This window comes from Pseudomonas sp. MM213, assembly GCF_020423045.1.
Lineage (GTDB): Bacteria > Pseudomonadota > Gammaproteobacteria > Pseudomonadales > Pseudomonadaceae > Aquipseudomonas > Aquipseudomonas migulae.
Genome location: NZ_CP081943.1, coordinates 3,569,688 through 3,589,459, shown reverse-complemented (window position 1 = coordinate 3,589,459; position 19,772 = coordinate 3,569,688). Strand labels below are relative to the sequence as shown.

Annotated in this window: 14 protein-coding genes and 2 rRNA genes; 9 read left to right on the top strand and 7 right to left on the bottom strand. The window is 58.6% G+C overall.

From position 1 onward, the window contains the following. The first annotated feature begins 58 nt into the window (after nt 1-58). From K5R88_RS16260 to K5R88_RS16240, 5 genes are all read left to right on the top strand, one after another. Nucleotides 59-2,952, top strand: a 23S ribosomal RNA gene (locus K5R88_RS16260). A 147-nt stretch (nt 2,953-3,099) separates the two neighbouring features. Next, nucleotides 3,100-3,215 (top strand): 5S ribosomal RNA (gene rrf, locus K5R88_RS16255). A 145-nt stretch (nt 3,216-3,360) separates the two neighbouring features. Then, entirely contained in the window at nt 3,361-4,020 is a 660-nt protein-coding gene (locus K5R88_RS16250) for a paraquat-inducible protein A (protein WP_223450246.1), read from the top strand. After that, entirely contained in the window at nt 4,007-4,630 is a 624-nt protein-coding gene (locus K5R88_RS16245) for a paraquat-inducible protein A (protein WP_192228931.1), read from the top strand. Before K5R88_RS16250 ends, K5R88_RS16245 begins: the two co-directional genes overlap by 14 nt. Next, nucleotides 4,623-6,926, top strand: a complete 2,304-nt coding sequence (locus K5R88_RS16240; RefSeq protein ID WP_223450247.1) for a PqiB family protein — start codon at nt 4,623-4,625, stop codon at nt 6,924-6,926. Before K5R88_RS16245 ends, K5R88_RS16240 begins: the two co-directional genes overlap by 8 nt. Before the next feature lie 177 nt (nt 6,927-7,103). Here the strand turns inward: K5R88_RS16240 and mksF are convergent, their stop codons facing one another. The 3 genes from mksF to mksB are packed head-to-tail and all read right to left on the bottom strand — an operon-like array spanning nt 7,104 to nt 11,909. Then, nucleotides 7,104-9,944 carry an Mks condensin complex protein MksF gene (gene mksF, locus K5R88_RS16235; RefSeq protein ID WP_008037179.1) on the bottom strand — a complete coding sequence of 947 codons (2,841 nt, stop codon included), beginning with the start codon at nt 9,942-9,944 and terminating at the stop codon, nt 7,104-7,106. Beyond that, entirely contained in the window at nt 9,941-10,642 is a 702-nt protein-coding gene (gene mksE / locus K5R88_RS16230; protein WP_008025812.1) for an Mks condensin complex protein MksE, read from the bottom strand. Before mksE ends, mksF begins: the two co-directional genes overlap by 4 nt. Then, complete coding sequence (gene mksB, locus K5R88_RS16225) at nt 10,632-11,909, bottom strand: Mks condensin complex protein MksB (protein WP_192419130.1); 1,278 nt, start codon at nt 11,907-11,909, stop codon at nt 10,632-10,634. Before mksB ends, mksE begins: the two co-directional genes overlap by 11 nt. Nucleotides 11,910-12,128: 219 nt before the next feature. Between mksB and K5R88_RS16220 the strand changes: the two genes are divergently transcribed. Together K5R88_RS16220 and rimI are read left to right on the top strand one after the other, a co-directional pair. Then, nucleotides 12,129-12,869: an energy transducer TonB gene (locus K5R88_RS16220; protein WP_223436761.1), complete on the top strand. Its 741-nt coding sequence runs from the start codon at nt 12,129-12,131 to the stop codon at nt 12,867-12,869. Further along, complete coding sequence (gene rimI / locus K5R88_RS16215; RefSeq protein WP_008025817.1) at nt 12,862-13,314, top strand: ribosomal protein S18-alanine N-acetyltransferase; 453 nt, start codon at nt 12,862-12,864, stop codon at nt 13,312-13,314. Before K5R88_RS16220 ends, rimI begins: the two co-directional genes overlap by 8 nt. A 115-nt stretch (nt 13,315-13,429) precedes the next feature. Here rimI and K5R88_RS16210 read toward each other — a convergent pair whose 3' ends face one another. Further along, nucleotides 13,430-13,834: a serine kinase/phosphatase gene (locus tag K5R88_RS16210; RefSeq protein WP_226298047.1), complete on the bottom strand. Its 405-nt coding sequence runs from the start codon at nt 13,832-13,834 to the stop codon at nt 13,430-13,432. 168 nt (nt 13,835-14,002) lie between these two features. On the opposite strand from K5R88_RS16210, the gene can reads away from it, so the two are divergent. Next, nucleotides 14,003-14,647 carry a carbonate dehydratase gene (can, locus tag K5R88_RS16205; protein ID WP_008025819.1) on the top strand — a complete coding sequence of 215 codons (645 nt, stop codon included), beginning with the start codon at nt 14,003-14,005 and terminating at the stop codon, nt 14,645-14,647. Nucleotides 14,648-14,660: 13 nt separating this feature from the next. Here can and K5R88_RS16200 read toward each other — a convergent pair whose 3' ends face one another. From K5R88_RS16200 to K5R88_RS16190, 3 genes are all read right to left on the bottom strand, one after another. Next, nucleotides 14,661-15,173, bottom strand: a complete 513-nt coding sequence (locus tag K5R88_RS16200) for an SET domain-containing protein-lysine N-methyltransferase (protein WP_226300267.1) — start codon at nt 15,171-15,173, stop codon at nt 14,661-14,663. A 181-nt stretch (nt 15,174-15,354) separates the two neighbouring features. After that, nucleotides 15,355-16,527, bottom strand: a complete 1,173-nt coding sequence (locus K5R88_RS16195) for a hypothetical protein (RefSeq protein WP_223436723.1) — start codon at nt 16,525-16,527, stop codon at nt 15,355-15,357. A 110-nt stretch (nt 16,528-16,637) separates the two neighbouring features. Further along, entirely contained in the window at nt 16,638-18,056 is a 1,419-nt protein-coding gene (locus tag K5R88_RS16190) for a short-chain fatty acid transporter (RefSeq protein ID WP_008037184.1), read from the bottom strand. A gap of 344 nt (nt 18,057-18,400) precedes the next feature. Between K5R88_RS16190 and K5R88_RS16185 the strand changes: the two genes are divergently transcribed. Then, nucleotides 18,401-19,714, top strand: coding sequence for an MFS transporter (locus K5R88_RS16185; protein WP_008037185.1), 1,314 nt, complete (start codon nt 18,401-18,403; stop codon nt 19,712-19,714). Nucleotides 19,715-19,772 lie beyond the last annotated feature (58 nt).

Here is a 19,772-nt window from a genome sequence, read left to right as displayed (position 1 = left end):
TCGCGAATTTTCGGCGAATGTCGTCTTCACAGTATAACCAGATTGCTTGGGGTTATATGGTCAAGTGAAGAAGCGCATACGGTGGATGCCTTGGCAGTCAGAGGCGATGAAAGACGTGGTAGCCTGCGAAAAGCTTCGGGGAGTCGGCAAACAGACTTTGATCCGGAGATGTCTGAATGGGGGAACCCACCTAACATAAGTTAGGTATCTTAAGCTGAATACATAGGCTTAAGAAGCGAACCAGGGGAACTGAAACATCTAAGTACCCTGAGGAAAAGAAATCAACCGAGATTCCCTTAGTAGTGGCGAGCGAACGGGGACTAGCCCTTAAGTGGCTTTGAGATTAGCGGAACGCTCTGGAAAGTGCGGCCATAGTGGGTGATAGCCCTGTACGCGAAAATCTCTTAGTCATGAAATCGAGTAGGACGGAGCACGAGAAACTTTGTCTGAATATGGGGGGACCATCCTCCAAGGCTAAATACTACTGACTGACCGATAGTGAACTAGTACCGTGAGGGAAAGGCGAAAAGAACCCCGGAGAGGGGAGTGAAATAGATCCTGAAACCGTATGCGTACAAGCAGTGGGAGCCCACTTTGTTGGGTGACTGCGTACCTTTTGTATAATGGGTCAGCGACTTATTTTCAGTGGCGAGCTTAACCGAATAGGGGAGGCGTAGCGAAAGCGAGTCTTAATAGGGCGTCTAGTCGCTGGGAATAGACCCGAAACCGGGCGATCTATCCATGGGCAGGTTGAAGGTTGGGTAACACTAACTGGAGGACCGAACCGACTACCGTTGAAAAGTTAGCGGATGACCTGTGGATCGGAGTGAAAGGCTAATCAAGCTCGGAGATAGCTGGTTCTCCTCGAAAGCTATTTAGGTAGCGCCTCATGTATCACTGTAGGGGGTAGAGCACTGTTTCGGCTAGGGGGTCATCCCGACTTACCAAACCGATGCAAACTCCGAATACCTACAAGTGCCGAGCATGGGAGACACACGGCGGGTGCTAACGTCCGTCGTGAAAAGGGAAACAACCCAGACCGTCAGCTAAGGTCCCAAAGTTATGGTTAAGTGGGAAACGATGTGGGAAGGCTTAGACAGCTAGGAGGTTGGCTTAGAAGCAGCCACCCTTTAAAGAAAGCGTAATAGCTCACTAGTCGAGTCGGCCTGCGCGGAAGATGTAACGGGGCTCAAACCATACACCGAAGCTACGGGTATCATCTTCGGATGATGCGGTAGAGGAGCGTTCTGTAAGCCTGTGAAGGTGAGTTGAGAAGCTTGCTGGAGGTATCAGAAGTGCGAATGCTGACATGAGTAACGACAATGGGTGTGAAAAACACCCACGCCGAAAGACCAAGGTTTCCTGCGCAACGTTAATCGACGCAGGGTTAGTCGGTCCCTAAGGCGAGGCTGAAAAGCGTAGTCGATGGAAAACAGGTTAATATTCCTGTACTTCTGGTTATTGCGATGGAGGGACGGAGAAGGCTAGGCCAGCTTGGCGTTGGTTGTCCAAGTTTAAGGTGGTAGGCTGGAATCTTAGGTAAATCCGGGATTCTAAGGCCGAGAGCTGATGACGAGTGTTCTTTTAGAACACGAAGTGGTTGATGCCATGCTTCCAAGAAAAGCTTCTAAGCTTCAGGTAACCAGGAACCGTACCCCAAACCGACACAGGTGGTTGGGTAGAGAATACCAAGGCGCTTGAGAGAACTCGGGTGAAGGAACTAGGCAAAATGGCACCGTAACTTCGGGAGAAGGTGCGCCGGTGAGGGTGAAGGACTTGCTCCGTAAGCTCATGCCGGTCGAAGATACCAGGCCGCTGCGACTGTTTATTAAAAACACAGCACTCTGCAAACACGAAAGTGGACGTATAGGGTGTGACGCCTGCCCGGTGCCGGAAGGTTAATTGATGGGGTTAGCTAACGCGAAGCTCTTGATCGAAGCCCCGGTAAACGGCGGCCGTAACTATAACGGTCCTAAGGTAGCGAAATTCCTTGTCGGGTAAGTTCCGACCTGCACGAATGGCGTAACGATGGCGGCGCTGTCTCCACCCGAGACTCAGTGAAATTGAAATCGCTGTGAAGATGCAGTGTATCCGCGGCTAGACGGAAAGACCCCGTGAACCTTTACTATAGCTTTGCACTGGACTTTGAATTTGCTTGTGTAGGATAGGTGGGAGGCTTTGAAGCGTGGACGCCAGTTCGCGTGGAGCCATCCTTGAAATACCACCCTGGCAACTTTGAGGTTCTAACTCAGGTCCGTTATCCGGATCGAGGACAGTGTATGGTGGGTAGTTTGACTGGGGCGGTCTCCTCCTAAAGAGTAACGGAGGAGTACGAAGGTGCGCTCAGACCGGTCGGAAATCGGTCGTAGAGTATAAAGGCAAAAGCGCGCTTGACTGCGAGACAGACACGTCGAGCAGGTACGAAAGTAGGTCTTAGTGATCCGGTGGTTCTGTATGGAAGGGCCATCGCTCAACGGATAAAAGGTACTCCGGGGATAACAGGCTGATACCGCCCAAGAGTTCATATCGACGGCGGTGTTTGGCACCTCGATGTCGGCTCATCACATCCTGGGGCTGAAGCCGGTCCCAAGGGTATGGCTGTTCGCCATTTAAAGTGGTACGCGAGCTGGGTTTAGAACGTCGTGAGACAGTTCGGTCCCTATCTGCCGTGGACGTTTGAGATTTGAGAGGGGCTGCTCCTAGTACGAGAGGACCGGAGTGGACGAACCTCTGGTGTTCCGGTTGTCACGCCAGTGGCATTGCCGGGTAGCTATGTTCGGAATAGATAACCGCTGAAAGCATCTAAGCGGGAAACTAGCCTCAAGATGAGATCTCACTGGGACCTTGAGTCCCCTGAAGGGCCGTCGAAGACTACGACGTTGATAGGTTGGGTGTGTAAGCGCTGTGAGGCGTTGAGCTAACCAATACTAATTGCCCGTGAGGCTTGACCATATAACACCCAAGCAATTTGACTACTCGAAAGAGCATCAGATTGCGGTGTGTGAAGACGCAATGAACCGAAAGTTCGAGAAACAAACACACAAACTATCGCATACCCAATTCGCTGGAACGTCGTAAGACGCGTCAGCTCAAGAATTTCTTGACGACCATAGAGCATTGGAACCACCTGATCCCATCCCGAACTCAGCAGTGAAACGATGCATCGCCGATGGTAGTGTGGGGTTTCCCCATGTGAGAGTAGGTCATCGTCAAGATTAAATTCCGAAACCCCAATTGCGAAAGCAGTTGGGGTTTTGTTTTGCCCGCAAAAAAGCACGCCCGGGACGAGCACAAATTTGCACAGTTATTTTCGACTCAGGACACTAGAATAGGTCCAACTTTTTCGGAGTCAGTGCCTTTATGCCAGAACCGGTTGACGCCCCCGGGCTGTCAGAATTACCGCTGGACGACTTGGTGGCGTGCCATGAGTGCGACTTGCTGATGCGCAAGCCCAAGCTCGCCCATGGCGAGAAAGCCCTGTGTCCGCGCTGCGGTTACGAACTCTATGCCCATCGGCACAATGTTGTGCAACGTAGTCTCGCCTTGGTCATCTCCGCGCTGTTGTTGTACATCCCGGCGAACTTTTTACCCATCATGCAGCTCAATCTACTCGGGCAGTCGTCGCAAGATACTGTCTGGAGTGGCGTTGTCGGCCTGTTCGATACCGGAATGCAAGGCGTCTCAGTGGTTGTGTTCCTGTGCAGCATGGGGATCCCGTTGCTCAAACTGCTTTGCCAACTGGCCGTGCTGCTGAGCATTCGTTTTGATATCGGCCGTAGTTACGGCTTGTTGCTCTATCGGATTTATCACCATCTACGCGATTGGGGGATGCTCGAGGTCTACCTCATGGGCGTGCTGGTGGCGATCGTCAAACTGGCAGATATGGCAGCAATCACCATCGGTCTCGGCCTGGCGTGCTTTATCAGTTTGTTGTTGGTCCAGGTCTGGTTGGAGGTCGTGATGTCGCCCCATCAGATCTGGCAGGCTTTATCAGGAGAGGATGCCCATGCGGGCGATTGATGCAGGCATTCTGATTTGCGCCGAATGCCATGAATTGAACAAGCAGGAAGCTGACACCGACGAGCAGGTCTGCACCCGCTGCGGTGCGCTGGTTCACGCCCGCCGTCCCAACAGCCTCGCTCGTACCTGGGCGTTGCTGATCACGGCAGCGATCCTCTACATTCCGGCCAACGTACTGCCGATCATGACGGTCAGTTCCCTCGGTCAGGGCGATCCCAGCACCATCATGTCCGGTGTGATCCAACTGGTTCAACACGGCATGCTTCCCATCGCCGCCGTGGTTTTTATCGCCAGTATCGTGGTGCCCACGTTCAAATTGGTGGGCATCGCCTTGCTGCTGTTTTCGGTGCAGCGCCACCAGCCGCTTTCGGCTCGTCAACGGATCTGGATGTACCGCTTTATCGAGTTCATCGGTCGCTGGTCAATGCTCGATATCTTTGTGATTGCCATCCTGGTGGCGGTTGTGAATTTTGGACGGCTTGCCAGTGTCGAAGCCAATCTTGGCGCCATCGCTTTCGCCAGTGTGGTGATTCTGACGATGCTTGCCGCAGTAACTTTCGATCCCCGACTGATTTGGGATAACACGGAGTCGGACGACGACCATGACTGATTTGCCCACAGCGAAAACCCGACCGGCCTCGAACTGGTCAGCCATTTGGGTGTTGCCCCTGATCGCCCTGATCATCGGCGGCTGGCTCGGCTGGCGTGCCTACAACGAGACCGGCATCGAGATTCAGGTGCGTTTCGAAAGCGGTGAAGGCATTCAGGCCAACAAGACCGAAGTGGTCTACAAAGGCATGTCGGTCGGCAAGGTGAAAACCCTCACGCTCGATGATGAAGGCGCCTCCAAAGGAGTGATCGCCACCGTTGAAATGAACAAGGACGTGGAGCAATACCTGCGGACCAGCACACGCTTCTGGCTCGTCAAGCCGAGCGTGACCCTGGCGGGTATCACGGGCCTGGAAACCCTGGTCTCCGGTAACTACGTCGCGATCAGTCCGGGGGAAGGCGAGCCCACACGCCGGTTCAAGGCCCTGGCTGAAGAGCCGCCGCTGTCGGATGCCCAGCCCGGGTTGCACCTGACCATCAAGGCTGACCGCCTCGGTTCGCTGAACCGTGGCAGCCCGGTGTTCTACAAGCAGATCAAAGTAGGCCAGATCAAAAGTTACTTGCTGTCCGAAGACCAAAGCACGGTTGAGCTCAAAGTGTTCATCGAGCCCACCTACGCCAAGCTCGTACGCAAACACACACGTTTCTGGAACGCCAGCGGCATCAGCATCGACGCCAACCTGTCCGGTGTGAAAGTGCGCAGTGAGTCCCTGGCCAGCATCGTCGCCGGCGGTATCGCGTTTGCCACGCCGGAAAACCGCAGGGACAGCCCGCCCACCGATCCGAGCCTGCCGTTCCGTCTTTATGAAGACTTCGATGCGGCGGCGGCCGGTATACGGGTCAAGGTTAAACTCAGCGATTTCGAAGGCCTGCAGGCCGGTCGTACGCCGGTAATGTACAAAGGCATTCAGGTCGGCAATCTGAAAGCGTTGAAGATCGATCCCGATCTGTCCGGTGCTACCGCTGAACTGACCCTTGATCCTCTGGCCGAAGATTACCTGGTCGAAGGCACTCAATTCTGGGTGGTCAAACCGTCGATCTCCCTGGCGGGTATCACCGGGCTTGAAGCGCTGGTCAAAGGTAACTACATCGCTGTGCGTCCCGGCGATAAAGGCGCCGCACCACAGCGTGAGTTCGTGGCAAGGGCCAAGGCGCCGCCGCTGGATTTGCGTTCGCCGGGCCTGCACCTGGTGTTGTTCACCGAAAATCTTGGTTCGCTGGAAGTTGGCAGTCCGATTCTCTACAAGCAGGTCAAGGTCGGTTCGGTCCAGAGCTATCAGTTCTCGCGCAAGAAAAAACAGTTGGTGATCGGTGTACACATCGAAAAGGAATACGAAGGGCTGGTTAACGCCTCGACTCGTTTCTGGAATGCCAGTGGCATTACGCTCACGGGCGGATTGACTGGCGGAATCCAGGTCAAAAGTGAATCGTTGCAAAGCCTGATGGCCGGCGGTATCGCCTTCGAAACCCCGCTGGCCAAAGCCCCGCTGCAAAAGAAAATCCCGCGTTTCCGTCTGTTCGCCAGCCATGACGAAGCCAACCAGAAAGGCGCCGTGATCACGATCAAGGTCGATCGCGCCGATGGCTTGCGCAGCGGCACACCGGTGAGATTCAAAGGTCTGGACGTCGGCAAGATTGAAGACGTCGACCTCACGGATGACCTGCAATCGGTGATGCTCACCGCGCGGATCACCGAAGTGCCGGAGCGAATCGCTCGGGCCGGCAGTCAGTTCTGGGTGGTCAAACCCGAGCTGGGTCTGCTCAAAACGTCGAACCTGGAAACCCTGGTGACCGGTCAATACATCGAAGTGCAGCCGGCCGCGAAAAACATCGGGCCGCAGAATAACTTCGTAGCGCTGGCCAATCCTCCGGAAACCGCCAAACAGGAAGCCGGGTTAAGTCTGGTTCTGAGCGCCGCTCGTCGAGGTTCGTTGAAAACCGGCGTGCCAGTGACGTATCGCGAAGTCACCGTGGGCAAGGTGACGGGGTATGAACTGGGCCAGACGGCTGACCGTGTGTTGATACACATCCTGATCGAGCCGAAGTACGCGCCATTGGTGCGCAGCGGCACACGATTCTGGAACACCAGCGGTTTTGGTTTCGACTACGGCTTGTTCAAAGGCGCGACGGTTCGTACCGAATCGCTGGAGACGCTGATTCAGGGCGGCATCGCTTTCGCCACGCCGGACGGGGATCGCATGGGTAACCCGGCGCGAGCGGAGCAAACCTTCCCGTTGTTCGACAAGTTTGAAGATGAATGGCTGACCTGGGCGCCGAAGATCTCGCTCGGCAAATAATCTGTTGGCGTCAGGGATGACGCCTTCGCGGGCAAGCCTCGCTCCTACAGATCAGCACCGAACCTGTAGGAGCGAGGCTTGCCCGCGAAGAGGTCCGGATAGCCAACACATAACCACCAGACAAAAAAAGGCCGCGATTGGATCGCGGCCTTTTTTATTGCCTTCGATTAACGCAAATCAGACCGCATCCAGCTCCGGTTCATCCGCTTCAACATTAACCACAGCCTTCACCTCATCGTGGCGACGGATGTACTTCCAGTCCGCCTCATCGATGTAGATCCCGTTCGGCCCGCTACCGCCTTCCAGGTCAATCGCCACACTGGCGCAGACCTGCGGCTTCACACTCGCCAGAATCGGCACGAAGCCCAGTTGCAGACTGGTTTCCAGCAACGCTGCCTGGTTTTTCTCGTCGATGTCCGCCGCTTCGTCGAGGTAGTACGGCAGGCGCACGCGACCGGCCTGGTCGCGGTCCATCAAGTGCAGCAACAAGTACATGTTGGTCAGCGCCTTGATGGTCATCGTCGTGCCATTGGACGCGGCGCCGTCGATGTCGGTGTGGATCACCGGTTGACCGTTGACCTTGGTGATCTCGAACGCCAGTTCGAACAAGTCCTTGAGACCGAGCTGGTTGTGGTTTGCCGCCACCAGCCGTGCCAGGTATTCCTTGGCTTCTTCGTTCTTGTTGTCCTGATCGGCGCTTTGGCTCAGATCGAACACGGAAAGGGTTTCGCCTTCTTCGTACTGACCGGCGCTGTGGATGATCTGGTCGATGTGCTTGAGTGCTTCTTTGTTCGGCGCGAGCACGATGCGGAAGCTCTGCAGGTTGGAGACCTGACGCTTGTTGATCTCGCGGTTGAACAGCGCCAGTTGGTGCTCGAGGCTGTCGTAGTCGCTGCGGATGTTGCGCAGGGTCCGGGCGATGTCGGTAACCGCAGCACGGCGTGCCTTGCCGAGGGTCAGGGCTTCGTCGGTGCGGTGTGCATACGCGTTGATCAGCAGTTGCAGGCGACGCTCCATATCGTCTTCGCTGTCGAACTTGGCCACGCCTTTGAGGCGCACCTGAGCGTACAACGCGTCGATCTGGCCATCGCTGCGCAGCAAGCCCTGCCAGCTGTCCTGATAGTCGTTGAGCAGCGGCAACAGGTTGTCCATCGAATCGTCGATCGGGTCCATGAACGGCGTGCCGAACGGCAGGTCTGCCGGCAACAACTGACGGCGGCGCAGGGCGTCGTCGAGGGTGCGTTGCTTGGCTTCCATGTCGCCGATCTGCCGGCCGACCAGTTGCAGCTTGGCCGACAGTTGCTGGACGCGTTCGGTGAAGGCGTCGCTGGAACGCTTCAGTTCTTCCTGCGCCGCTTCCATCTGCGCCAGTTGCTCAAGCTTGTCGTCTTCCTCGGCGCTCAGGGTTTGCGCGCGACGGAAATCTTCCAGAGCTTTCTGCGCGTCCAGCACTTGCTGGTACAGCGCTTCGGTCTGGGTCTTGCTCGCTGCACGGTCGGCGACCACGGCAGCCTGGGTTTTCAGTTGCTTGAGTTCTTTTTCCAGGCGGTCTTTCTGATCGCGCAACGCGGCGCGGTCCGCCAGGGCCTGCAACGCCGGAGGCTCAATGTGCGAGATGTCGATGGACAGGCCAGGCACTTCGAAGCGCTCGCCTTTGAAGCCGTCGAGGATCAGCTCCATGGATTTGACCCACTGACCGTCCTCGTCCAGCGTAATGCCATGCTCGCCCAACGGCAGGCTGAACAGCGCGCTGTTGAACAGGCGCATCAGACGCTCGACATCCTGTTGCGAGAACTCTTCACGCAGGCGGGCGTAGCTGTTGTTGTCGGCGTGATCGAGTTGCTGTTTCACCGATTTCAGGCGTTTTTCCAGATCGCGCAGGCGCTCTTCCAGGTCTTCGGCAGAGAACTGCCGCGACTGCGCCAGCGCACCGGCCAATTCATCGTGCGCGTCCTTGGCCGCGAGCAATTGCTGCTCCAGGACCTTGACGTCAGTCACCAACGCGAAGCGATGCTTGAGCACCGACAACTCGCCGAGCCAGCGCTGGATGCCGGTGATTTCCCGCTCCAGACGCATCAGCTCCTGCGTGCCGCCGCGCTGATCGTTTTGCAGCGCGTCCTGTTCGTTGCGGTAGTGCTCGGCCTGAATCGTCAGCTCTTCCTTGCGTGCACTGGCATAGTCCGACCAGGTGCCGAGCAACGAATCGAGCAGCGGCGAGATCCGGTGCAGTTTGCCGCGCAGAATATTGCGCTGGGCAACGCCTGCGGCCAGCGCTTCAACCAGCGGACCCGCTGTGACCAGAGAGTTGTAGTCCTGCTCCATGCGTCGTACATCGCGGAAGGCTTCTTCGCACGCAGCGATGTAATCGACGCTGCCGGAACGCAGGCTGTGTTCGAAGGCATCGAGGAACAATTGCTTGAGCTTGGCCGCGGTGATTTCGCGCATGTGCAGCAGGTTGATGAACAGCGCGCGGAAGGTCTTCAGGCTCTGCTCGCTGGTGGAGCGCAGCGGAATCAGGGTCAGGTCCAGCGGGATCGAGGTGTGACCGCCGACCAGCAAACGACGCAGTTCATCCGGCTTGAGTTCGTAGGCTTTCAGGCCTTCGCGCTCAAGGTTGGTGAACAGTTCTTTCTGACGCAGGCAGGTGTCGTTTTTCTGGTAATGGGCCAGGTCGAGTTTGCCGGCGTAGGCAAAGAACTGGTGACCGAAACCACCGCCCGGGCCGCGACCAACCACACCGATCACGTGCGGACCGTGGGGCAGCGAGACTTCAACCAGGATGTAACTGGTGTCCGAGGCGAAGTAGAAACGCCGGGATTGTTCCAGGCTGTACTTGCCGAAACTCATGTCCGACATGCGCGCCAGAATCGGGAACTGCAACGCGTTGATCGACGCGGATTTACCGAGGTTGTTCGCGCCGTAGACCGACAACGGTTCTTCCAGCGGAAAAAGGCCGAGGCTGTAACCGGCGGTGTTCAAAAGGGCAAAGCGGCGAATGCCGTAGCGTTCCTTGCTCATGCGTCGGTCTCCTGTTCTTCGGCAATGGCGCGGGCCAGGGCGTCTTCTTCGCTTTCTTCAGCGAAGTCACTCAAGTCCAGCGGGTCATCGGTTTGCAGCAGTTTTTCGTCGCTGTCGTCGTCGATCAGTACCGGAACCGGCAGCGGCAGCACGCTGTGCAGGCTGGCGGCCAAGTCGCGGTCTTGTTGAACCGACAGGCAGACGTCGAGGAAACGGTGCATCGGCGGCAGGAAGCGGTAGACGCCGTTTTCTTCGCCGGCAAACCCGAGCTGCGTCATGCGGCGCATGATTTTTTCTTCGAGTTCTTCGACGGTCTGCACTTCGGCCTGGATGAACAGGTCGCGGTATTTTTCCAGCAACGACGGCAGTTCATCGCGACCGAGGCTGCCGCCGTCGAGCACGGCAATCGGGTCACGGCCCTGATCGGCCAGATGCTCGACGAGGATGAAGGTGAACAGCGCCAGACGCTGCGCGGTCTTGTTCACCGCCGCAGCGGCGAGGTCCGGCACAAAGTAGTAGAAACCGCGGGTGTCGCAAACCAGTTCAAAACCCAGTGCCTTGAACAGCGTGCGGTACTGGTCCTGGAAGTTCGACAGTTGCGCGTACAGCTCCGGGTCGCGGCGGCTGACGTGGTAGCCCTTGAACAGCTCGCGAAAGATCGGTGCCAGCTGGGACAGTTCGGATAGATCAAGATGCATGTGGAGTGCTCGCAGAATTCTCGATGGCATCTGGGCCGGCCGAGAGCAGGGCGAAGGAGCGCAGGCTGACCTGGTGCTCGTGAGTGTGGTAATCGCGGCGTTCCAGACGCTCGCGTTTGAAGCGTTTTTCCCGCGACAGGCGCGAGAACCAGTACAGCAATTCGTCGGTGGCGCCGTTCGGTTCCTGTTCCAGCAGCCAGGTCATCAGGTCTGGCATCGGCAGCGCGTCTTCACAACGTTCAAGCATTTCGCGAACGGTACGTGGTGCGCGTGGCGCTTCGCCTTTCTGGGTCTTGTGGGCCTTGGGGAAACGCGCCGGTTTCGGCTCGAAACGGGCCAGCGCGTAGACGTAGGCTTCGACCTGACTGGCACTGCCGAGGAAGGTGCTTTGCGGCCGGGTGAACATCGGCATCGCCGCTTGTGGCACCGCGTCGATGCCTTTGCGACGGATGGCCGACAAGGCCAGCGCTGCGCCACGGGTCACGGCGTTGTGACGACGGGCTTCTTCACGCAGCGGCAGTAGCAGTTCGCGGGCATGACGCAGCGTCAATTGAGCGCTGGTCTGCATTTCAAGGATGCGCGCGTGGGTGCGCAGCAGCATGTCGTCGTCGACCAGGTGGCCGAGGCGTTGCTGCTCGGTGAGCATCTTCAACAGGACGTTTTCGACTTTGCGCACGCCTTGTTCGAAGGCGCCGTCGGCGTTCACCAACTGAATCATCGGCTCGACGTATTCGTCCCAGGTCGCCAGCACTTCGGCGTAACGCTGACGCAGCGGGATCTGCCGATCGCTGGTCTTGGCGCGTTCGGCGACGGCCACCAGGGCCTGTTCGTCGTTGGCGAGCTTCTTCAGTACATCGCGCACACGCATGTCGAGCAGGCGCAATTGGCGCGCCAGGTCGTGGCCGTCGCGGATGTCGAAGGCGTCCTGAATGTAACCGGCCAGGCGTTCGAGGTGGCGCAAATAGGCTTCGATTTCCAGGCACAGGCCCAGACGGTGCTCACGGCGCAGGTAAGCGAGGAAGTCGTGGATCTGCGCGTTGAGCTCGAAACGGTTCGGGCTTTTTGCCACGGGAACCAGAATGTCGAGGCGGATCCACACGTCCAGCAGGCTGGTGATGTCCTGCGGCGTACTGTCGAGTTGCTGGGCGGCCAGTTGCGTGCGCAGTTCGTTGAGGCTCAGTGTGCCTTGGTCGAAGTGCTCGCACAGTGGCTCCAGAAGTGCCCAGTGTTCAGCGAGGGCGCGCAAGACGCGCTTGGGTTCGATCATCGGAATGGCCGGCTGGTTGGCGATTAAAAGCCGCGATTGTACTGCATCGGGACCGATGCGATTCACTCTCGGGACGGGCTGTAGCTGTTTCTAAGGGAAAGAGTATCGATCAAGCGCGGGCGATCTTGAGCGAAGGGCGGTAGAATCAGCGCACTTTAGTTATCCACAAGTGGCCGACCTTTGCTAATCGAGTCCCGTCGCCGCGCTTATTTGACCGCCATGCAGGTGGTCAACTGGCTGCCGCGTACCGAATTGCCCTTTGCCGCGCCCTCGCGGCCCGAGCTGCTGGAAATGCCGGAGCCGTTGGTCGTTGCCCCTGTGGCGCCGGCACCCGTGGCTGAGATGCCCGTGGAACCAGTGGTCAAACCTGCGGAGCGGGTGAAGATCGAGGTGCCGCGGCCATCGTTGTCGAGCACGCGGACGGTCACCCAGCCGGTCGAGGAGGAAGTGCCGGTCGTCGCCAAGGCTCCGCAAATCCCGCCACCGCGTTTCGCCCTGCAATTGCTGCGCGCCGGTCGTTGCCTGCTGTTGGTGGAGTTACCCACAGGCGAAACCTTCCAGACCCGCGATCCCGCCTATCTGCTGCTCAAGGACATGTTGCGCGCCGCCGGTCTGCCGGACAGCCCGCAAATTGTCGGCGAACCGGTGCGCTGGCCATTGTTGGTTCGCGGCACCATGGATCAAGGCCCGGAAGCGGCTCGTGACTTCGTACAAGGTTTTCTCTCGGCCCGGCTGGAAGACGCACCGTGCGTCTGCGTGTGGCTGATCGGCCTGCCGGCGGTGCGTTTTGCCGGCGAGGCCAACGCCGAATCCTTCAATCGTGAACTTCAGGTCGAAGGCCTGGGCGCGGTCTGGGCCCTGCCGGGCCTGGAATTATTAATGGAAGAGCCACAGCGTAAGGCTGATGTCTGGCAAGCCATGCGTCGGCTGATGGCGCGCTGGAAAGAATCGAATGAGTGACGCTGTATCGTTTCGCCCGATGACCGAGGCGGACCTGGACGCTGTCCTGAAAATTGAATTCGCGGCGTACAGCCATCCCTGGACCCGCGGGATTTTTCTCGATGGGCTGGGCAAGTACCAGATCTGGCTGATGTTCGAAGGTTCACAGCAGGTCGGGCACGGTGTGGTGCAGATCATTCTGGATGAAGCGCACCTGCTGAACATCACCGTCAAACCGGAAAATCAGGGCCGTGGCCTGGGTTTGACGCTGCTGGAGCACCTGATGTCGATTGCCTACAAGGCTGAGGCGCGGGAATGTTTTCTGGAAGTGCGCGACAGCAATCGCTCGGCGTTCCGGTTGTATGAGCGGTACGGGTTCAACGAGATTGGCCGGCGTCGGGATTATTATCCGGCGGTGGGTGGGCGCGAAGATGCGGTGGTCATGGCCTGCACTTTGGTGGATTGAGCCTCAAAAGCTTCGCGGGCAAGCCTCGCTCCTACAGGGAATTGCATTGCAAACGTAGGAGCGAGCGGGCGGCGATCCGACTTGCCCGCGAAGGCGTCCTCATTGACACCCACGATCACCGATTCCCATCCAGCGGATCCAGCCGCGCCAGTTCTTCTTCATCCAACCCATTACCCCCGCCGATGTCATCTTCATCGACGATGCTCAAATCCCAATCGGCCCGGTAATCGTCACCGGCCTCATGCGCATCCCGCGCACCGTCTTCACGGATCAACGTTTCCGGGCTCAAGTCATCATCGGTGGGTTCATGATCAGCGGTCGAGGCGCCGGTCATGCCGGCTTCACGCACGCGCGCGCGCGGTATCAGTCGCTCGCGTTCCGTTTGCGTCAGTTCGTCGCCGATTTTCGCGCTGGGTTCTTCCTCCTCGAAATCCAGCTCCTGCAGCGAACCCATGCGGTCTTCGTTGTCGTCGATGGGCTCGGGTTGCGCCGCATCGTACGGACGTCGTGAATCATTCATGGTAATTCCTCATACTGTGAGCCTTACTACGGTAGACCCACTGGGCTGCCCGGAATTCCGCCGGCAGGGAACACCGGTAATATGCCTCATCGGCAATCTGCATCTTGCGCGTGACCCCGACGGACGGTTGTCTGTCAAAGCAGCGCATCATTCTCGAGGCTTCATTGCATGAACGACTTACAAGATCTGATTGATAACAACGAGCGCTGGGCTGACGCGATCACCAAAGAAGATCCTGATTTCTTCGCCAAACTGGCGCGTCAGCAAACGCCGGAATTCCTCTGGATCGGCTGCTCCGACGCCCGCGTACCGGCGAACGAGATTGTCGGCATGCTGCCTGGCGACCTGTTCGTCCACCGCAACGTGGCCAACGTGGTGCTGCACACTGACCTCAACTGCCTGTCGGTGATTCAGTACGCGGTGGACGTGCTCAAGGTCAAACACATCCTCGTTACCGGCCACTATGGCTGCGGCGGTGTGCGTGCTTCGATGCAGGATCGCCAGTTCGGCTTGATCGATGGCTGGCTGCGGTCGATTCGTGACCTTTACTACGAAAAGCGCGAAGAACTCTCCAAACTGCCGACCGAAGAAGAGCGGGTCGACCGCCTCTGCGAGCTCAACGTGATCCAGCAAGTGGCCAACGTCGGGCACACCAGCATTGTGCAAAACGCTTGGCACCGCGGGCAGAAACTGTCGATTCACGGCTGCATCTATGGCATCAAGGACGGTCGGTGGAAGAGCCTGAATGCCACCATCAGTGGTTTCGAGCAGTTGCCGCCGCAGTATCGCCTGCGTCCATTTGAGCCGCTGTAAAAGCCCCCCGGCGTCATCGGCGCCAGTTCTGGAAGTACAACTGGCCATCGGCATTCGGCGATTCGTCGTAGCCGGTGATCCAGCCACGGCAGCAAGGACAACCACAGCGGCAGGCAAACTGCCGCTGCAGCCTGTCTTCCGTCATGGCGAAATCCAACGTCAGCCGATCACCTTTTCTGATGTCCTTCAGCGCCCATAACCACAGTTCACTCATGTCGAGAAAGGCGTTGGGGTCGCAGGCGTGGTTAAGCAATCCGCAGAAGCGCGGGTCATAGACATGAATGCCCGGTGCCATTTGTCGAGTGTGTCGGCAGCGATAGGGCAGCAAATGCCCGGAAATTCGGCAGATTCGGCTGAGCCGTGGGAATTCGCGCAAAGCGGCGACAGCGATCGGCTCTCCCTGAGCATTGTTGATGATTTGAAAGTCTTCCGTGTTAGGGAATCCTAGTCGAGGGGACAACTTTCTAAACCGATAGATGCCATTGAATGGCGGTGAGGTGATTCCTTGCTCAGCGTGGGGTTTCATCACAATCCTTGTCGGCGGGGCGCTGCGACCTCCGTCAGCTGACATCCTGTCAGCCCTGCAGCACATGGGTACGCCTCAAGACTCTCGCAAAAAAAACCACCGGTCTACTGTCATAACTGACAGAGGAAAAGCGCGCGTTCCCACGTCAGCCAAGGCTCACGCAGGAACGCCGTTCAGTTTTTTACAGATGCGTAGCAGGCACTGCGGTCGCAGGCGTGGGGACCTTGAGCTGTTTGAGTTGAGCCTTGATCGGCGTCGTCGCGCATTTGGCCGTGGCTTGCCCAGGCGTCAGGTTGCGGATCGAGGTGTAGAACAGTTCGCAGGTTTTAACTGCCTGGGCCACTTGCCAGGTCTGGGTGCAACTTCTCAGCTCAATGTCTGGATTGCTGTCGAGGTCGCGGCCCATTGCGGCCTGCCAGCATGCGGCACTCAAGTCCTGGCCCATGACTTTCAGGCCCGCTGCGTCGGCCTGGGCCTGGGCATCTTTGCCGGTGTAGCTGTCCGGGTCGGCGGCGTACCAGATGTAGCTCGGGTGGTTGGAACCCAGCACCGGTACTTTCACCCCTTCCTTCGGACTGATGGTTGCCAGGCCCAGCACGTTTACGGTCGGCCCGTATTGCTGCTTGATCCAGTTACGCACCGGCGCACCGAACGCGACCATCGGCAACGCGGCACCGCTGGCGTTCTGGCTGACTTCCTTGACCATGGTGGTCTGGTAGTCCTTGAAGTAGTCGTAGACGCCTTCCAGATCCTTGCCGGCGTTGGACGGCGCGGCGATCGGCGCGATGTCGATGATGGTCTGGAAAGCCGGTGTCTGATCGGCAGGGATGCCGTTGATCGTCAGCAGCGTGGCCCAGCGATCGGTGGTCTTGGACTCCAGATAGTCCTGGGCCTGAGTCAGCGAGTAATCCGGCGGGAAGTGCAGCAGCTCGACACTTCTGCGGTTCTCCAGGGCCATGCCCAGCGGCAGGAACAAGTACCAGCTGTAAGCCCACTTGCCGTCGGCATTCAGCTTGCTGGCGCCGGTATAAGCCAGATCGCCGGCATCGAGCAGCGCTGCCAACGGCTTTTCATAGCCCCTGGGCACACCGGTGATTGCGGCATAGAGCTGATTGTTATCGGTTTTGACCTGCACCTTCGCATCGCTGTAACCATCACGCTGCACGCTCTGCGTCAGGTAATGCTCGACGGTTTGCTCCAGCGTCCAGTTGCGAAAGCAGATCACGTTGCAATTGTTGGGGTAAGCGAACAGCCGGGTGACGCGCTCGGTGCTGCCCAGCTTCAGATCGGCATCCGCCTGGGCGGCGGTGCTCAGGGTCAGGGCGGCAAGGGTGAGTGCTGCGAGTTTGAACATGCTCAGATCCTTTTCAGCGTGTGGGCCCTCGAGAACGGGCGAAGACATACTGAAACAGAAGAGGCCGAACGAGAAGTAGGGGCCGATAGAAATATCGGCCCCTTTTTGCATTACGGCATCACCGGCGCCGTATACGTCAGCGTCGTCCCCAGCGCCCACAGCAGAAACAGCACCAGCGGCGTGTGCACCAGCAGTTGCACGAACGAAAACCCGATCAAGTCCCGCGCCTTCAAACCCAGCACACCCAGCAGCGGCAGCATGTAGAACGGGTTGATCAGGTTCGGCAGGGCTTCGGCGGCGTTGTAGATCTGCACGGCCCAGCCCAGGTGGTAGTTCAGGTCGGTGGCCACTTGCATCACGTACGGCGCTTCGATGATCCACTTGCCGCCGCCCGACGGGATGAAGAAGCCGAGGATCGCCGAGTACACGCCCATCAGCAGCGCGTAGGTGTCGTGGGACGCGATTTGTACGAAAAACGTCGAGATGTGGTGCGCCAGGGTCTGCGCGTCAGTGCCTTTGACCGTGGTCATCAGCGCGGCGATCGAGCCGTACAACGGGAACTGGATCAGCACGCCGGTGGTAGTCGGCACCGCGCGGGACACCGCATCGAGGAAACTGCGCGGGCGCCAGTGCAGCAAGGCACCGAGCATGATGAACAGGAAGTTGTAGGTGTTCAGCCCGGAAATCGCACTGATCGCCGGTTTGGTCGAGAACTCGTGGAACAGCCACCCGGCCGCCAGCAGCACCAGCAGAATCGTCAGCAGCGGGCTGTGTTCCAGCCATTCGCCGGGGCGAGTGCGCGGTTGCAGCGGTGGCAGGTTGAAGCTCGGGTCGATGCCGCAGGCTTTGGCATCGCGGGCCGAGTTCGGGCCTGGGGCGGTGGCGTAGGCAATGATCAGCGAGATCACGATCAGCGCCAGCAACATGACGCCGGACTGCCAGAGAAAGATGGTTTGCGTGAACGGTATCACCCCGGTGATCGACAGAATCGACGGCGGCAAACTGGCCGGGTTGGCCTGCAACTGCGCGGCGGACGACGACAGGCCCAGGGCCCACACCGCGCCAAGGCCCAGGTAGGCGGCAGCACCGGCGGCGCGATAATCCATTTTCAGGTCGACGCGGCGGGCGAGGGCGCGCACCAGCAATCCGCCGAACACCAGCGACAAGCCCCAGTTCAGCAGCGACGCGACCATGGAAATCAGCGCCACCCACGCCACGGCGGAACGGCCGTTCTTGGGGATGCGCGCCAGACGGTCGATCAGCTTGACGGCGGGCGGCGAGCTGGCGACTACATAGCCGCCGATCACCACGAACGCCATCTGCATGGTGAACGGGATCAGGCTCCAGAACCCGTCACCGAAGGCCATCGCGGCGTCGGTGGGTTTGGCGCCCATGAACAGGGTGGCCACGGCGACGATGATCACCGCCAGGGCAGCAAACACCCAGGAATCAGGAAACCAGCGTTCGGCAAAACTTGAACAGCGCAGGGCAAAGCGGGCGGAGCGGGTATCTTCGATATCAGCAGCCACGGGAGTACCTCGAATTTTTATGTTTGTTGTGGTCTTCAGGGCTGCAAAGGCCTAACGCCGTTTTTATTGTGGGAGCGAGCCTGCTCGCGATGGTCGTAAACGATGACGCGTGTTTACTGATTAAACGCGTCGTTCTCGAGTCCATCGCGAGCAGGCTCGCTCTTACAGTTTTTGATCGGCACTGGCTGCAACGCCCGTCTGGACAGGCGCCAACAGTAAATCAATCGGTCAGGATTTGTGACGAAGTTTTACCGATACGGGACTATGGTCTAACGGGTTGTCCGCTGGCGCGTTTGCGTAGACCATGGGCGCCTTGGTTTTTTGCCCATGCCAGAGTTCTTTTGATGACTGCCCTTAACGATTCGCGCCCGGCACCGTTCAGCCGTTCGGACTACAAGACCCTCGGCCTTGCGGCCCTCGGCGGCGCGCTGGAAATCTACGATTTCATCATCTTCGTGTTTTTCGCCCTGACCCTCAGTCAGCTGTTCTTCCCGCCGGAAATGCCTGAGTGGCTGCGCCTGCTGCAAAGTTTCGGGATTTTTGTCACCGGTTACCTGGCGCGGCCGTTGGGCGGGATTCTGATGGCGCATTTCGCCGACCGGCTGGGGCGCAAGAAAGTCTTCAGCCTGAGCATTCTGATGATGGCGCTGCCGTGCCTGCTGATCGGCATCATGCCGACCTACGCCCAGATCGGTTATTTCGCACCCTTGCTGCTGTTGGTCCTGCGGGTACTGCAAGGCGCGGCGGTCGGCGGTGAAGTGCCAAGCGCCTGGGTGTTCGTCGCCGAGCACGCGCCGGCCGGGCATCGCGGTTATGCACTGGGTTTCCTTCAGGCCGGGCTGACCTTTGGCTACTTGATCGGCGCGCTGACAGCGACCTTTCTGGCACAGGCGTTCACCCCGGCGGAGATCCTCGATTTCGCATGGCGTTACCCGTTCCTGCTGGGCGGCGTATTTGGCGTGATAGGCGTCTGGCTGCGCCGCTGGCTCAATGAAACCCCGGTGTTCATGGCGATGCAGGCGAAGCGTGATGCCGCCGTTGAACTGCCACTGCGCACGGTCCTGCGTGAGCATCGCCTGGCCATTTTGCCGGCGATGATCCTCACCTGCGTGCTGACTTCAGCCGTGGTGGTGTTTGTGGTCATTACCCCGACCATGATGCAGAAAACCTTCGGCATGACCGCCAGCCACACCTTTGGCCTGAGCGCATTGGGCATCGTGTTCCTGAACATCGGCTGCGTACTCGCTGGTTTGCTCGTCGACCGTATCGGCGCCTGGCGCACCGTGATGCTGTACAGCCTGCTGCTGCCGCTGGGCATCGGCGTGCTTTATACCTGCCTGATCATCGGCGGCAACTGGATCGGTCTGGCCTATGCGATTGCCGGCCTGAGTTGTGGCGTGGTCGGCGCGGTGCCATCGGTGATGGTCAGCCTGTTCCCGGCGCGGATTCGCGTCTCGGGGATTTCCTTCACGTACAACATTGCCTACGCCGCGTGGGCGAGTATCACGCCGCTGTTGCTGATCGGTCTGATGCCGTGGAGCCCTTGGATCTGCGTGATTTTCTGCGCGGTGATGGGCGCGGTGGGCGTGAGCAGCGCGCTGTATTTCGGCGCGCGTACGCCGAGCACAGGCAATTGCCCGGCGGCTGGCGCCATCTGATTGAAGGTGGCGCTGCGTCCAAGACAACTATTTTTGTAGGACAACCCTGAAACACTCT